Source organism: Janthinobacterium sp. GW823-FHT01H08 (genome assembly GCF_058797855.1).
Genome location: NZ_CM179504.1, coordinates 172,620 through 189,955, shown reverse-complemented (window position 1 = coordinate 189,955; position 17,336 = coordinate 172,620). Strand labels below are relative to the sequence as shown.

General features: G+C 68.4%; 3 protein-coding genes. All 3 read left to right on the top strand.

Annotated elements, in window-relative coordinates:
- Positions 1-80 precede the first annotated feature (80 nt).
- The 3 genes from AC3RCG_RS00750 to AC3RCG_RS00740 all read left to right on the top strand — a co-directional run bounded on the left by AC3RCG_RS00750 (position 81) and on the right by AC3RCG_RS00740 (position 17,335).
- On the top strand, positions 81-13,721 hold the full coding sequence (locus AC3RCG_RS00750) for a filamentous hemagglutinin family protein (protein ID WP_492404865.1): 13,641 nt from the start codon (positions 81-83) through the stop codon (positions 13,719-13,721).
- 141 nt (positions 13,722-13,862) lie between these two features.
- Complete coding sequence (locus AC3RCG_RS00745) at positions 13,863-15,500, top strand: ShlB/FhaC/HecB family hemolysin secretion/activation protein (protein WP_492404867.1); 1,638 nt, start codon at positions 13,863-13,865, stop codon at positions 15,498-15,500.
- Positions 15,501-15,556: 56 nt separating this feature from the next.
- Positions 15,557-17,335 carry a DUF2341 domain-containing protein gene (locus AC3RCG_RS00740; RefSeq protein ID WP_121670715.1) on the top strand — a complete coding sequence of 593 codons (1,779 nt, stop codon included), beginning with the start codon at positions 15,557-15,559 and terminating at the stop codon, positions 17,333-17,335.
- Position 17,336: the final 1 nt, after the last annotated feature.

Genomic DNA, 17,336 nt, shown 5'->3' with positions numbered 1-17,336 from the left:
TGCCTGCCGCCCGCCCCGTGCGTGGTGCGCGCCGCCTCGCGATATCGGTCAGCAACGGAACATGAAAAGGGAATGTCGCCATGCAGCGAAGCAAGTCGGTCACGAAACACGCATCCTCATCCGCCATGGCGGGCAACCGGACCGGTCTCCCGGTGCGTCTGAAACCGCTGGCGTTGGCCATCGCCATGCTGCTGCAGGCGGGCGGCGCGCAGGCGCAGCAGCCGTTCAGCGGCGCCTGGTTCGCGGGCAAGGGTGCGCAGCAGGGCACGGCCGCCACCACGGGGCGCCTGCCGAATGGCCAGCCGGCTACCTCGCTGAACAATCCCCTGCTGCAGCAGCAAAAGGCCGAAGGCAAGCTGCAGCAATCGCTGAATAACCTGTTGCTGGCCGCGCGCGGCATCGCCGCCGAGCAGGCGGTGCAGGCGGCCGCGCGCCAGGCGGCGCTGGCGGCGGGCGGCGCGCCCGATGGCCTGGTCAAGGGCGGCTTGCAGGTCGACACGAACAGCCTGACGGCCGGCTGGCTCAATGCCCAGGGCCCTGTGCAGACCCAGGCCGACGGGAAGACCGTCGTGAAGGTCGTGCAGACGGACGACAAGGCGATACTGAACTGGGAAAGTTTTAACGTCGGTAAGAACACCAGCTTGCAATTCGACCAGAAATCGAACTGGTCCGTATTGAACCGGGTCAATGATCCGCTGGCGCGCCCCAGCCAGATCCAGGGCCAGATCAAGGCCGACGGCACGGTGATGATCGTCAACCGCAACGGCATCGTGTTTACGGGCAGCAGCCAGGTCGATACGCGCAACCTGGCGGCGGCCGCCATGGGCATGAGCGACAGCCAGTTCAAGAGCGGCCTGTACGGCAAGGCGCAGGGCACGGGCGCCGTGCCGACCTTCGCGAATGACTTGCTGCTGGGCCAGAATACCTCCACGCATGGCAAGGCCGAGGCGGACGTCGTCGTCGCCGCCGGCGCGCGCATCGACACGCGCAAGCCGCAGACGGTGACGGAAGGCGGCGGCTACGTGCTGCTGGCCGGCCGCAGCGTCGACAACGCGGGTGCCATCACCACGCCGAATGGCCAGACCACCCTGGCCGCCGGCGACGCCATCATCGTGCGCCCGGGCCAGGGCACGGACAAGAACCAGTACTCGAGCACGCGCGGCAATGAAGTCGAGATGCTGCGCGCGGCGGACAGCAAGGCGGGCAGCGTCGTCAACAATGGGCTGATCCAGGCGGCCGGCGGCGACATCACGCTGAGCGGCAACACGCTGCGCCAGGATGGCGTGCTGCTGTCGAGCACCAGCGTCAACGGACGCGGCAGCATCCACCTGGCGGCGGCGGGCGAGAATGCCGGCGTCACCCTGGCGCGCGGCAGCGTCAGCGCCATTGTCATCGACGACAACGGCGCCACGGCGCTCGACGTGCAGCGCGATACCTTGCTGAAGGACACGGGCAAGGGCACGGACACGCCGCAGGACCGGCGCGACCAGTCGCTGGTGCGCATCGTCTCCGCTGGCAATGTCGAGTTCGAAGGCGATTCGCTGACCCTGGCCACGGGCGGCCAGGTGCTGGTCGACGCGGCCCGCCGCAGCCACGTGGCGCGCGACGCCGCCATCGACGTCTCGGGCGCCGTCGGCGTGAAGGTCGACATGAGCAGCAACAATGTGCTGATCAACGTGCAAGGCAACGAACAGCGCGACGCACCGGGCAGCCGCGACGCGAAATACCTGAACAACAGCGACGTGTGGGTTGACCGCCGCGACCTGGTGCTGGTGCCGGCCGGCACGAATGGCTACGCCACGGACCGCTGGTACACGGCCGGCGGCTTGCTGGAAGTGAGCGGCTACCTGAACACCAGCGGCCACGGCATCGGCGAATGGGCGGCCCAGGGCGGCACCGTCGGCTTTGGCGGCGGCGAAGTGGTGACGCAGGCCGGTTCGCGCATCAACATCGCCGGCGGCTCGCTCGACGTGCAGACGGGCATGGTCAAGCAGACGTGGCTGAAGGGCGCCGATGGCGCGATGTACAAGCTGAGCACGGCGCCCGGCGACAATTTGTACACGGGCCTGTACCGCGGCTATGAAAGCACGCATGCGCGCTGGGGCGCGAACACGACGGAAACGTACGCGAATGCCCTGATCGGCCCGCGCGAACGCCTGGAAAACGGCTATACGGTGGGCCGCGACGCGGGCCGCCTGATCGTGTCCACGGGCGCCGCCGTGCTCGAAGGCGATATCGACACCTCCGTCTTCCAGGGCGAGCGCCAGCAGCGCAAGCGCGATGACGGCATGGACAGCTACAAGCAGGCGCAGACGGCGGCGGCGCGTGCCGGTCAATTGATCGTTGGCAAAATGACGCCCGTCTTCGATCCGAAGGCGGGCCAGCTGCGCGACAGCCCGCAAGCCGTGCTGGAAAAGGTGCAAATCAGCAAGGTGGCGGGCATCGCCGATGGCCAGCTGCTGGGCGAAGCCTTGCCGGCCGCGCGCAGCAAGACCTTGCAGCTCGATGCGGACTGGCTCAACGGGCTGGAATTGGGTGCCCTGAATATCTACGCCTACGACAAGCTCGACGTCAATGCCGACGTGCGCGTGGCCGATGGCGGCGACATCGCCCTGCACGCCACCGACGTGGCCATCAAGGCGAATGTCAGCGCGCGCGGCGGCAGCATCGCCGCCGGCGACATCGTTTCGCGCTACCTGGCGGGGGCGGGCGACGTATGGGCTGAAGGCAAGCTGGTGCCGGACAACCGTCCCACGGGAACGGCCGGTGTGCGCGTGGCGCCCGGCGTGCGCCTCGATGCGCGCGGCCTGTGGAGCAACCTGGAACTCGACCCGGGCGCGGTCGCCGGTTTGCCGTATGTGAATGGCGGCAAGGTTACCCTGAAGAGCTCCGGCGGCATCGACCTGACGGGCGGCAGCGTCATCGACGTCTCGTCCGGCGCCGCCCTGATGGGCAATGGCAGCCTGCAGGGCGGGCGGGGCGGCGACATCACCCTGGCCGTCGACCTGCCGACGGAGAAAGCGCCGACGGGCGCCATGCTCAAGCTCGACGGCGAATTGCGCGGCCATGGCGTGAAGGGCGGCGGACGCCTGGTGATCGACAGCGGCGCGGCCGTCAGCATCGGCGGCAAGCTGCAGGGCGGCGACGTGCTGGCGGCGGGGACCGGCGCTGCGCCAGGCCTGCGCCTGGCCGATGAATTCCTGATCGCCCAGGGCGAGAAGATCCCCTTCGATCTTGCGCTCAGCACCAGCCTGATCAAGCCGGGCCAGGTTTTGAGCAAACCCGTGACGGCGGACGTGTCGGCGCAGAAACCGCTGGTGCTGGGAGCCGACCTGCTGGTGCCGTCAGGCGCCTATGTCGTCATCGCCGGCGGCACGTCTGTCTACCAGGGTTCCATCGTTCGCGCCGGCAGCGTGCTGACAGCCGTCAACAACCTGCCGGTCGGCTTCGTGGTCTCGGCGGCGGTCTTTCCGAACGGCTTGCCGATCCCGCCGGTGACGACGCAGTATGCGGCCGGCAGCATCGCCACCGACGACCTGCGCGCGCCGCGCGGCATGCTGCTGCCGGCCGGCACGGTGCTGGGGCGCGACGTGACCGTCAAGCCGCTGCTGGCGCTGGACGCCAGCCTGTTCCAGAGCGGCTTTGCCGACTATGCCGTCACGGGCCGCGATGGCGTGGTGGTGGTCAAGGACGCGCACATCGACGTCACCATGCCCGTGCTGCGCTTTAATCCCGCCACCGGCCACACGGTGGCAGGCGGCACCGACCCGGGCGCCGCGCTGGAAGTGTGGACGCCGCCGCTGTACCAGGAGGATGCGCGCAAGGCCCGCTTGACGCAGCGTACCGGCGCCGACCTGTCGCTGACGGCCGGCAGCTCCTACGTGAAGGGCGCCCTGGCGGTGCAGGAAGGCGCCGCCATCAAGGTCGATCCGGGCCGCCAGATCAGCCTGACGGGCAATGACCAGATCACCATCGACGGCCGCCTCGACGCCTGGGGCGGCAAGATCACCATCCTGCCGGGCACGTTTGGCACGGGCAATGAGGTGGATGTGCCGAACGGCAAGGGACAAGCCACCTCGATCTGGATCGGCGACAAGGCCGTGCTCGACGTGGCCGGCCGCGCCACGGTCGCCACCGACATGCGCGGCGGGCGCTATGGCCGTGCCGACCAGGGCGGCAGCATCGAAATCGGCGCCCGCTACAAGGCCGATGCGGCCAGCGTCGACGCGGCCGATGCCTTTGTCGTCGTGCGTCCGGGCGCGCTGCTCGACGCCAGCGGCGCGCACGCCACGCTGGACTTGCCGCAGCAGGGCACCGTCAACGTGGCTGGCAACGGCGGTTTGATCTCGCTCAGTTCGTATAACGGCATCTTTGCCGACGGCACCCTGCGCGCGGCGGCCGGTGGCGCCGGGGCGGCCGGCGGCACCCTGGCGCTGGCGCTGGACACGCCCAATTATGGCAAGGTCAACCGTTACAACTTGCAAGGCGACAACGTGGACAACGCGGTGCGCGTGCCGCGCGAAATGCAGCTGGCGCAGGTGCAGGGCGAGAGCGCCTTGCCCGACGACTTGCGCGCCGGCCAGCAGGATGCGGCGCTGCGCTACGGCAGCGCGCGCCTGGGCGCCGACCGCGTGCAGGCGGGCGGCTTCGACAACCTGGCCCTGCACGTGAACGGCATGCTCAGTTTTGACGGCGACGTCAGCCTGTCGCTGGGCCAGAGCCTGCGCCTGAGCGCCAGTTCGCTGGGGCTGGCGCAGCAGCCTTTGCCCGATGGCGAGGACAAGGCGGCCAGCCTCGCCAGCCAGGTGTACCTGGCGGCGCCGTATGTGCGCCTGGGGACGGCCGCGCGTGCGCAGAAGGACGATTACATCGTGCCCAATGCCGTGAAAGGCTCGAAGAACCTGGGCAAGGGACGCGGCATGCTGGGCGTGCCGCTGGTGGCCGAAGATTCCCTGCTGCAGATCGATGCGGGCATGCTCGATATCGCGGGCGAGGTCAACATGGGCACGCGCGGCACCATCGCGCAGAGCAGCGGCGCCGACCTGGTGGTCGAACGCGACGCCTTCGAGCAGCTGACCCTGAGCAGCCGCGGCGACATGCGCCTGTCGAACAGCGCCGCCCTGTACCAGCCCGGCAATGCCACCCTGGTCGCCGCGCAGATCTACCCGGCCACGGGCGACAGCGGCATGGTCACGGTGGGCCAGAAGAGCGGCATCGACGAATACGGCAATATCCGCGTCACGCTCGACCCGTTGCGCACGCTCAATATCGGGCGCAGCGGCGACGGCGCCATGCCGAACCAGCCGTTCTCCGTGTTCGGCACCCTGAGCCTGGTTGCGCCCACCATCAACCAGCATGGCGTGCTGCGCGCGCCGCTGGGCCAGATCAACCTGGGCGCCGAAGGCTTTGAAGCCAATACGGGCCGCGTCAACTTGTTGCCTGGCAGCCTGACCTCGGTCAGCGCGAAAGGCTTGACGATGCCCTACGGCGGCACGCTCGATGGCTTGAGCTACCTGTATGACGGCAATGATGTCGTGTTCAAGGGCGTGGGCAACGGCCCGGAGATCGCCTTGACGGGCGCCGCCATCGACGTGCAGCAAGGCGCCGTGCTCGACATGTCGGGCGGCGGCACCTTGACGGGCGCGGCCTTCCTGGCCGGACGCGGCGGCTCCACCGACGCGCGCCTCAATCCGCTGGTGCAGATGAAGCCGAACGGCGGTTTCACCCTGCCCGGCCTGAACACCAACCCCGTGTACGCCATCCTTCCCGGCGTGCAGCCGGACGTGGCGCCCTTGACGGCCGAGCAAGGCGCGGGCAAGCCCGCCGTGGGACGTCAGATCACTATCGGCGCGGGCGTGCCCGGCCTGGCGGCCGGCACCTACACCTTGCTGCCGTCGAATTTCGCCCTGCTGCCTGGTGCGTTCCGCGTGGAATTGAATGGCCTGGCGGGCGCCGTCGAGGCGGGCGGCACGGTGGCCATGCGCAATGGCTCGTATGCGACGGCGGCGCAGACGGGCGTGGCCGGCACGGCGATCCGCGACGTGGTGGCGCGCCAGGCCATCCTCACGCCGGCCGACGTGCTGCGCACCTATTCCCAATACAACGAGACGGGCTATGCCGCCTTCGCCGTGGCGCAGGCCACGCGCGACGGCGTGCCGCGCGCCGCGCTGGAGCGCGATGCCAAGGGCGTGCGCGTGCAGCTGATCGCCCCGTCCGTGCACAGCGTCAAGGACAACCATACGCCGTTGATGATGGATGGCAGCGCCCTGTATGCGCCGGCCGAGGGCGGCTTCGGCGGCTCCCTGCTGCTGGGCACGGGCAATCATGCGTCGACGCGCTACGAGGTGCTGGCCGACGGCACGGCGCCGCTGGCCGATTTCAATGGCGTCTCCGTGCATGCGTCACAGATCAATGCCTTCGGCGCCCAGCGCGTGGGCATCGGCGGCTTGCCGCGCGTGACCTACAGCGACTTTGGCACGGGCAGCAACCAGCGCGCCAATATCGCCGCCATCAAGGAATCGGCGGGCGGCATCGTGCTGCGCGACGGCGCCGTGCTGAAGGCGGCCGAAGTGTTTCTGGTGACGGCGAGAAAAGACGACGGCATCATTCTGGAACAGGGTTCCGGCATCAATACGCTGGGCCGCGGCAAGGCCGCCTGGGATTCCCGCGACGGCTATGTGTACGAACCGATGGGCAGCGTGCTGGCCGTCTCGAACGGCTGGCTGGACATGCTGCCGGCCGCGCCGCCGTCGTCCGAATCGTATGGCCCCGGCATCATCGATATCGGCGCGTGTGCGAAAACGGGCGGCGCCTGCGGCGGCAGCACCTCGCTGTATTCCGAGGGCACCATCGCCGCCGTGACGGAGCGCGCGTTTACCCTGCGCGACAACGTGCGCTACGGTACGCGCAACCTGGTGCTGGCGATGGGGTCGATCAATGTCGGCAGCGAGGCGTCGCTGGCGGACGCCAGCGCGCGCGGCGCCCTGCCGGACGGCCTGGCGCTGAACCAGGGCGTGCTCGACCGCCTGCTGCGCGGCGACACCAGCACGGGCGCACCGGCGCTGGAAAACCTGGGTTTGACGGCGCGCAATTCCTTCAATTTCTATGATTCGTCGCAGCTGTCGACCATCGATGCGGCCACGGGCAAGTCGTCGCTGTCGCGCCTGGTGCTCAACACGCCTGCCATCTACGGCTATGGCGGCACCGACGCGCTGGCGCGCATCCACACGGACACCCTCGTGTGGCAGGGCGCGACGAATGCGCCCGGCGCCGTCGTCGCCAATGGCCCCGGCACGGGCAGCGGCCGCCTGCAGGTCGACGCCAGGCGCATCGAATTCGGCTTCACGCCGGACAGCCGTCCCGACACCATCCACAAGCTGGACCGTCTGGTGCTGGGCTTTGGCCAGGTGGCGCTCAATGCCAGCGAACAGCTGACGGCCAACAACAAGGGCAGCCTGTCCGTCTACCAGTCGCAGAGCGCGTGGGATACGGCCACCAATGGCTACCGCTACAGCGGCGGCGATTTGCTGATCAACACGCCGCTGTTGACGGGCGCGGCCGGTTCCGTCAACCGCATCACGGCGGGCGGCGCCGTCAAGGTGAGCGCACCGGCCGGTGCCGCCGCCGCCACGCCGACGAATGCGGCGCTGGCCGGTGCCCTGGGCGCAGAAGTGGCCCTCAGCGGTAACAGTGTCAGCGTGGATACGTCGGTGGTCTTGCCGAGCGGAAAATTGACCCTGTCGGCCGAGCGCGATGTATTGCTGGGTGACAAGGCCAAGCTGGACCTGGCGGGCCGCAAGATCGATTTCTACGACACCAGCAAGTACAGCTGGGGCGGCGACGTGATCCTCGACAGCCGCGAGGGCGACGTGCGTCAGGCGGCCGCTTCCGTGATCGACGTGTCGGCCGTGAACAACCGCGCCGGCAAGCTCAGTGTAATCGCCACGGGCGAGGCGGCCGGCACGGCCGACTTGCGCGGCAGCCTGCTGGGCGGCGCCAGCGGCAGCTATGACGCGGGCGGCACTCAGGTGGCCTACGCGGCGGGCGGCCTGGAACTGCGCGCCCAGCATGTCGGCGATTTCGCCGGCTTGAACCAGCGCCTGACCACGGGCAAGGTGTTCGGCAGCCGCAGCTTCCAGCTCAAACAGGGCAATCTGGCCATCGGCGACGAGCTCAAGGCGCGCGAAGTGAGCGTCTCCGTCGATGCCGGCAGCCTGACGGTGAACGGCCGCATCGACGCCAGCGGCGAACAGGTGGGCAGCATCCGCCTGGCCGGCCGCGACGGCGTCACCATCCAATCGGGCGCCGTGCTCGATGCGCACGGCACGGTGCTGCGCACGGACAGCTATGGCCAGGTGATCGAGGCGCCGAACCGCGCCGTGATCGAACTGGCCGCGCCTGGCGGCCGCCTGACCCTGGAAAACGGCGCGCGTTTCGACCTGCGCAGCGGAGACAAGGGCGGCAACTACGGCAGCATCGACCTGAACGCGCGCCGCCTCGGCGGCGCCACGGGCGACGACATCGACATCGACGCGGCCGGTGCGCTGAACATCGCCGGCGCGCGCACGATCAACGTCAATGCCTTCTGGCAATACAAGGATGCGCCAGCGGGCACGGGCAAGGATGCGGACGGCCGCAGCTACCAGGGCATCAACCAGGCTTACCTGAACGAGAAACACGGGGACAGCCAGGCCTTCATGGCCAATGCGCTGGCGAACGGCAACTTGATGAACAACAAGCTGCGCGGCTTGCGCGGCGACGCCAATGCTTTCCACCTGCGCCCCGGCGTCGAGATCGTCAGCGCCACGCCGGGCGGCGACCTGCATATCGATGGCGACATCGACCTGTCCGGCCACCGCTATGACGGCGTCAATCCGCTGGCGCGCCTGAGCGGCGTGTACGGCTCGGGCGAAGCCGGTGCGCTGGTGCTGCGCGCCGGCGGCAAGCTCAGCGTCTTTGGCAGCATCACCGATGGTTTCGATACCAGCGTCCTGCCCGTCACGATCGATGACAAGGGCTGGCAGCTGGTGAAAGGCCGGTTGCCGTGGGGCGGCGAGGTCGTCGTGCCACAAGCGGGCCTGGTGACCCTGGCCGAAAACACCTATTTCAAATCGGGCACGAGCGTCAATTTCGCCGTGCCGATGAAAGCCATGGAGTTGCGCAGCGGTACCTTGCTGGCGGCGCGCGCCACCTTGACGGCGGAGTTGAACTTGCCTGCAGGCAGCGTGCTGGGCGGCGCCGTGCGCAATGCCGACGGCAGCGTGCTGTACGCGGCCGGCACCGTCTTGCCGAAGGCGCTGACCTTATCGAGCGGCATGCAGCTCGATGCCGGCCTGCGCCTGCCTGGCGCGGCCCAGGTGGCGGCCATGGTGTGGCCGGCGAACGTGGCCCTGCCTTTCCCGGAAGGCCGGCCGTGGGACGTGGCCGATGGCACGAATGCCGTCAATGGCGTGGTGCTGGCCTCGGCGCTGGCGCTGGACAAGGGCAGCGTGCTGCCCGCCGGCACCGTGGTCAGGCTGCCGGGCGACGTCACCATGGTGTCGCTGCGCAGCGCGGATGGCAGCGGAAGCCAGGGCCGCAACCTGGCGCTGGCGCCCATGCTGGCCCAGGGTTCGCAAGCGTGGTCGCTGCGCCTGGTGGGCGGCGCCGATACGGCGGCGGCCGACACGCGCGCGTTGAAACCGCATGCGAAGGACGCCCATCTGATGCTGGCCGATACGCATTACGGCCTGGACGCGGTGACTTCCATCGTGCCGGGTACGGGTTCGCCGGCCAAATATATCTTCAGCGAAGCGGCTCTCCTCGAAGGATATCCCGAAGGCGAGGTTGATATCGAGATGTACTTTGGTAATGAAGAGACCATGTTGGAGTTTGCCGCGTATCTGGTGGTCAAGGTGGCCGACGGCACGCCGCCTGAGAAGGTGACCAGCGTGGAGCCGGCGCGCCAGCCCCTGTTCAGCGTGCTGCGCACGGGCACGGGCGACCTCGATTTGCTCGCCGCGGGCGACTTCGACATGCGTTCGCTGTATGGCGTCTACACGGCGGGCACGCAGTCGGCCTCGCCGCTGGTCGGCGGCAAGGATCTGTTCAACCTGCCGCGCGGCCTGAACGCCAAGGGCCAGCTGCTCGGTGCGCTGGGCACGGACTTTACGCCGTTTGTCGATGGCGGCAGCCAGAGCCTGTACCGCGCCTGGTATCCCGAGCACGGCGGCAATCTGCTGCTGCGCGCCCAGGGCGACGTCAAGGGCGATACGCTGGGCACCTCCACGCAACGCCGCGAGGATGCCATCGGCTGGCTGCGCGCGCAGCAGGACACCAGCGACATCGGCACCTGGCTGTGGCGCCAGGGCAGCGGCAGCACGGGGGGCGGCGTGCCGACGGCATGGTGGATCAATTTCGGCACCTATGTCGCGCGTCCCGAAGGCGTCGACCTGTTCTCGGGCTTGCCGGGGCTGTCGGGCTTCACGGGCATCGGCACCCTGGGCGGCGGCAATCTGCTGCTGCAGGCGGGCGGCGACGCCGGCATGCTGGCCTCGCGCGCCGATCCGGGCGGCGAGTTCGCGCCGCGCAGCCAGGGCCTGAACGTGGCCGTGGGCAGCACGGGCAGGGTGACGCCGGACGGCAAGCTGCTGCTGACGGGCGGCGGCGACCTCGATATCCGCATCGGCGGCGGGCTGAACCCCGTGGCCGAGGTGCGCAGCTTCGACCGCAACGGCGACTTCGCGAATGCCGATACGCGCTTCGAGCGCCAGTACCCCACGCTCAACAGCACCTTCACCAACCTGCGCGGCGCGCTGCGCCTGGAGGCGGGCGCCGTGGGCGGCATCGAATTGCGCTTCGACCGCGCCGATCCGACGGAATCGCGGCCGTACGAAACCTACACGGCGGGCACGGCGATCGCCAGCGGCGGGCCCATCCTGGTGCCGGGCGACAGCGGCGTGCGCATCGATGCGCGCGGCGACGTGGTGCTGGGCGGCGTGGCCGATGCGGGCCGCGTGAAGCAACTGGGCTATGGTTCGCCGTTCAGCTACCAGGGCGTGGAGCGCACGGGCGAAGGCTGGAGCTGGTTCTCGCTGTGGACGCCGGCCACGGCCATCGACCTGTTCAGCGCGGGCGGCAACCTGACGCCCACCTCGTCCTGGATCAATGCGATGGCCGGCGACAACCACGCGCCGACGGACGGGCGCTTCGTCATGCCATCAGTGCTGCGCGCCGTGGCCGCCAGCGGCAGCTTGTACTACGGCAATGCCAGCCTGGGCAGGCTGGGTGATGGCGGCAAGGTGGACATGCCGCAAAACGGCGTGATCCTGGCGCCGTCGCCAGTGGCGCCGCAATTTGTCAGGACGGGCACGGGGCAGCTGGAAATGCTGGCCGCCGACTCCATCCATGCGGCCGGTTATCCGATCACGCCATCGGGCGCCGACCCGCGCCTGCTGCCGAATCCGTTCAATCCGGGCTTCGTCGGCGCACTGGACAAGGTCTGGTTTGGCCTGCTGCCGCTGCATAACGTCAGCGCCGATGCGCTGGCGCCGGGGCCATTGAAATGGTTTGGTACGACGTCGAATGGCGCCAGCGATGCCAATCAGCAAGTGTATCCGCTGTTTAGCATGACGCCGCCGACGGTCTCCGACTATGTGCCGGCAGGCCAGTTGCCCGCGCACTTCTATGCCAACAGCGGCGACATCGTCGGCCTGCGCACGGGCGGCATCGTGTACCGGGCGAAGCTGAAGGGCGAAACGGGCCCGCTGGGCCTGTGGTACGAGGGCGGCGGCGCCGTGGCCGTGCGTGCCGGACGCGACATCGTCAACTCCGGCACGCCGCTGGGAACGGTCGAGAGCGTGCCGGACGGCGCGGCGGGATGGACCGGCCAGCCCTTTGCCAACAGTCCCGAGCTGCCGGAAAAGCCGGTCGTCTTCGGCAGCTCGTCGGCGCGCGGCAATCTGTTCGTGCACCGCCATGCCGACGACGTTTCCGTCGTCAGCGCCGGGCGCGATATCCGCTACAGCACCTTCTATGTGGCGGGGCCGGGCCAGCTCAATGTGAGCGCCGGGCGCGACCTGTACATGGCCGACAAGGCGGAATTGCGCAGCCTCGGCTCCATCGTCAATGTCGGCCAGGACAAGCGCGGCGATGGCGCCGGCATCAGCGTGGCCGCCGGCGTGGGCCGCAACGGTCCCGACTATGCGGCCTTCGCGGCGCGCTACCTGGACCCGGCCAAGCTGGCCGACCCAAGCAAGCCGCTGGCCGACCAGGCCGGCAGCGCCGTGTATGTCTACGGCGGCAAGCTGACCCTGGCCGACTGGCTGCGCGGCCAGTTCGCCTACAGCGGCGACGAGGCGGGCGCTGCCGCCTTCCTCGGCACGAAGCAGGCCGAACTGGAAAAGGCAGGGGCGCAGACGGGCGGCGTGCGGCGCGACCTGGCGCGCGAATACGCGCAGGTCAGCCAGCTGCACCTGGTGAACTGGCTGACGACGCGCTTTGGCGGCGACAGCGGCCTGGGCATCCGCTACGACCCGGCCACCGATGCGCGCAGCTTCTTTGCCGCCTTGCCGAAGGAACAGCAGCAGGTGTACCTGAGCAATGTCTACTTTGCCGAGCTGAAGGCGGCCGGACGCGAGTACAACGATGCGGACGGCGCGCGCCGCGGCAGCTATCTGCGCGGCCGCGAAGCCATCGCTACCCTCTTCCCGGCGCAGGACAAGGCGGGCAAGAAGATCGAGTACCAGGGCGATCTGACGATGTTCAGCAGCGCGCTGTACACCGTCAGCGGATACGGCGGCGTGTTCACCAAGCGTCCCGTCGCGGGCGTGCGCTACCTGAGCCCGCAGGAATGGGCCGAGGCGGGCCGTCCCGACTACAACGTGCCTTACGTGACCGTCAATGATGCCGGCATCCACACGGATTTCGGCGGCGACATCGGCATCACGGTGCCGGGCGGCCGCGCGCTGATCGGCGTCGACGGCGGCTATGCGCCGGGCGAAGGCTCGGGCGTGCTGACGCAGGGACAGGGCGACATCCAGATGTATGCGAAAGACAGCATCCTGCTGGGCCAGAGCCGCATCTTTACTACCTTCGGCGGCAACATCCTGGCCTGGTCGGCCACGGGCGACATCAACGCGGGCCGCGGCACCAAGTCCACCGTCGTCTACACGCCGCAGCGCCGCGCGTACGACAGCATCGGCCTCGTCAGCCTGTCGCCGAGCACGCCGACGACGGGCGCCGGCATCGCCACGCTCAATCCGATCCCGGAGGTGCCGCCCGGCGACATCGACCTGATCGCCCCGCTGGGCAGCATCGATGCGGGCGAGGCGGGCATCCGCGTCTCGGGCAACGTCAATCTGGCCGCCCTGCAGGTGGTGAATGCGGAAAACATCCAGGTGCAGGGCAAGTCCACGGGCGTGCCAACCGTCGCCTCGGTGAACGTGGGAGCACTGAGCAATGCCAGCGCGGCCGCGACACAGGCCGTGACGGCGGCGCAGGACGTGCTGCAGCGCGAACGGGCCGCCACGCGCCAGGCGCAGCCATCGTTGTTCACCGTGAAAGTGTTGGGTTTTGGCAACGAGCAGGCGGATGAGGGCGGCACCGGCAAGCAGCAGGGCGGCGAGCCGCACGCGTCCAGCTACCAGCCGGCCGGCGTGGTGCAGGTGCTGGGCGCGGGACCGTTGACGGCGCCGCAGCTGCAGGCGCTCACGCCGAACGAGCGGCGCGGACTGCAACCGTGAGTTTTATGAACATTTGATGACATTCGGCAGTCGTCGCGCGCGGCGGCTGTCTAGGCATCAGTAGATGAACATCAGCAACAAAAAAACGCCGGCCCAGCGCCGCAATACAGGGCAACCGTTTGATTTTAAGGTGAATGGAAGATGCGTGAAATGACAACCAAGGGCAGGGGCGTGCCGCCAGCGGCGCCTGCAACCGCCTTGACGATGCTGTGCCTGGCCATGCTGGCGTTGCCCGGCATGGCGCGCGCGCAGGATGCGGTGCCGGCGGCGGCCCCCGTGGCCGCGCCGGAACGGCAAGTGACGATCGAGGAATACCTGGTGCGCGGCAATACCGTGCTCGACGCCCGCGCCATCGAAGAGGCGGTCACGCCCTTCCTGGGGCCGGGCCGCACTTTGAAGGACGTGGAAGGGGCGCGCGACGCCCTCGTTGCTGCATATCAATCCCGGGGCTACCAGTCCGTCTACGTGGACTTGCCGGAGCAGCAGGTGGAGCAGGGCGTGGTGGTGCTGCAGGTGAGCGAAACGAAGGTGGGACGCTTGCGCGTGGTCGGCGCGCAATACAACTCGCCGCTCGACGTGCGCCAGCAAGTGCCGGCCCTGACGGAAGGCACGGTGCCCGACTTTACGCAGGCGCAAGTGGAACTGACGGCCCTGAACCGTGGTCCCAAGCGCCAGGTGATGCCGCTGGTCAAGCAGGGTAGCCTGCCCGGCACCATGGACGTGGACCTGAAAGTGGACGACAGCAGCCCGTGGCGCGCCAGCGTGGGCTTGAACAACGATTACAGCGCCGATACGAAGAAATTGCGTACCAGCATGTCGGTCGGCCACGACAATCTGTGGCAGCTCGGGCATAGCGCCACCATCAGCTTTTTCGGCACGCCGGGCGACCTGAACCAGACCAAGGTGTGGTCCGCCTCGTACGTGGCGCCGATCGGCACGCAGGGCTGGAGCGTGGAAGCGACCGGCTACCAGTCGAACAGCAATGTGGCCAGCACGGGCGGTACCAGCGTGCTGGGCAAGGGCCATGCGCTGGGCATGAAAGTCAACTACACGGTGCCCAATAGCGGCATCTGGTGGCACAGTTTTTCTGCCGGCATCGATTTCAAGGATAACCAGGAAGCGCTCAAGCTCAATGGCGCCGGTTCCAGCGTTCCCCTGAAATATGTGCCGCTCAGCGTGTCGTATAACGGCTTTGCGCAGACGGAGGCGGCGACGTATGGCCTCGGCCTGTCGCTGGTGGCCGGCACGCGCGCTTCGTTCGGCTACGGCAGCGACAGCGCCGCCTACGACAACAAGCGCTACAAGGCCTCGCCCAGCTTCCTCGTGTTGAAGGGCGACGCCAACGCCACCTATACCCTGGGCAGCGGCGCGCAGCTGTACGGCAAGCTGGCGGGCCAGCTGGCCGATGCGGCGCTCGTGTCGGGCGAGCAGATGGCGGCCGGCGGCGCCAATTCCGTGCGCGGCTACCTGTCGGCCGAAGCGACGGGCGACTACGGCGTGTCCGGCACCGTCGAATGGCGTACGCCTCAGCTGACGTATTTCAGCCGCCTGGAAAACTGGCGTTTATTCGCCTTTGCCGATGGCGCGCGCCTGCGCCTGCGCGATCCGATGATCGAGCAGAAAGACCTGTTCGGCCTGGCCTCCGTGGGCGTGGGCAGCAGCTTCCAGTTCCTGCGCTACCTGAATGGCCGCATCGATTTTTCGTATCCGCTGCGCGATGGCCCGCGCACGCACAAACACGTGCGCCGCATCAATTTCAACCTGTCGGCCAGCTACTGACGGGCCAGCTCAACAGCACTGCACTTTTTTAGACTTTTCTTCGGAGAATCACTGTCATGCAACGTTTTCTTTTTCTGCTCACGATCCTGGGCACGCTCGTTCCCGGCCTGGCGCATGCCTGGTGGCAGCCCGACTGGGCTTACCGCAAACCCGTCACCGTCGACGCCGGCCCGAAGGCGGGCGCGGTGGGCGGCGATCCCGGCCGCATCCCCGTGCTGCTGCGCTTGCATTCGGGTAACTTCAACTTCGAAGGCGTCAGCGATAACGGCGCCGACCTGCGCTTCGTGGCGGGCGACGATAAAACGGTGCTGAACCACCAGATCGAGCAATTCAATCCGCTCTTGGGCATCGCCCTGATCTGGGTCGACGTGCCGGCCCTGACGGCCGGTACGCCGCAGCAGCTGTGGATGTACTACGGCAATCCGAAGGCGCCCGCCTCCGGCAACGGCCAGCGTACGTTTGACCCCGACTACAGCCTCGTATATCACTTCAGCGAACCGGGCGTGCCCTCGCGCGACAGCACCGCCTACGGCAACCATGCCCAGACGGCCGTGCCGGCGCTCGACGGTTCCGTCATCGGCGCCGGCGCCCGCCTGGGCACCACGCCATTGATGCTGCCCGCCTCGCCTTCGCTGGCGCTGGCCGCCGGCGCGCCGTTCACCTTTTCCGCCTGGGTGCGTCCGGACAGCCTGGGCGCCCAGCAAGTGCTGTATGCGCGCCGCGACGGCGCCAATGAATTGCTGATCGGCGTGGACCAGGGCGTGCCCTTCGTGCAGGTCAATGGCCAGCGCAGCAAGCCGGGCCAGCCTATCCAGGCCGCGCAATGGTCGCACCTGGCCGTCAAGGCCGACAAGAACAATGTGGCCCTGTACGTGGGCGGCCGTCCGGCCGTCTCGCTGGCCACCGCCCTGCCGGCATTCAGCACGGCCGCCTCGGTGGGTACCGACGCGCCGCCGGTCGCCGGTGGCGCCGCACTGGCCAACTTCACGGGCGCCATCGACGAGCTGCGCCTGTCGCGCACGGCCCGTCCCGACGCCCTGCTGCTGGCCGACGCCGTCTCGCAAGGCTCCGAATCGCGCCTGGCCGTGTTTGGCGCCGATGAACAGCAGGCCGGCAAAAGCCATTTCGGCTTCATCATCGCCGCCATGCCGCTCGACGCCTGGATCGTCGTCGGCGTGCTGGGCCTGATGATGGTCTTGTCGTGGATCATCATGATCGGCAAGGGCCGCAGCTATGGCGCCATCTCGCGCGCCAATGCCCAGTTCATGCAGTCGTTCCACGAAGCGGCCGGCGCGCCGCTCGATCACCTGGCGCGCAACGGCAAGCTGAGCGCTTCCGTGAAAACGGATTCCTCGCTGTGGCGTCTGTATGACGTGGCCATCGACGAGATGCGCCGCCGCCACGACCGCGGCTACGACTTGAACGCCGTCTCGAACGCGACCATCGGCGCCATCCGCGCCGCCATGGATGGCGTGATGGTGCGCGAAAGCGAACGCATGTCGAAACGCATGATCTGGCTCTCGACCACCATCGAAGGCGCGCCGTATGTCGGCCTGTTCGGCACCGTGATCGGCATCATGCTGGTGTTCGTCGTGGCGGCCATGGCGGGCGCCGTGGACATCAACTCGGTGGCCCCGGGCATGGCGGCAGCGCTGCTGTGTACGGCTGCCGGCCTGGGCGTGGCGATTCCCGCGCTGTTCGGCTACAACTGGCTGTCCTCGCGTTCGGACGCCATCGTTGCCGATATGGCCGTCTTCGTCGATGAATTCGCCACGCGTCTGGCGGAAGAGCAGGGCGACGGACGCCAGATGCGTCCCGCGCTGCATCAGGCGTGAG

What these genes read in the sequence shown, in the direction of transcription:
- AC3RCG_RS00740 (WP_121670715.1), top strand. Translation starts at nt 15,557, where the DNA reads ATGCAACGTTTTCTTTTTCTGCTCACGATCCTGGGCACGCTCGTTCCC.
- AC3RCG_RS00750 (WP_492404865.1), top strand. Translation starts at nt 81, where the DNA reads ATGCAGCGAAGCAAGTCGGTCACGAAACACGCATCCTCATCCGCCATG.
- AC3RCG_RS00745 (WP_492404867.1), top strand. Translation starts at nt 13,863, where the DNA reads ATGCGTGAAATGACAACCAAGGGCAGGGGCGTGCCGCCAGCGGCGCCT.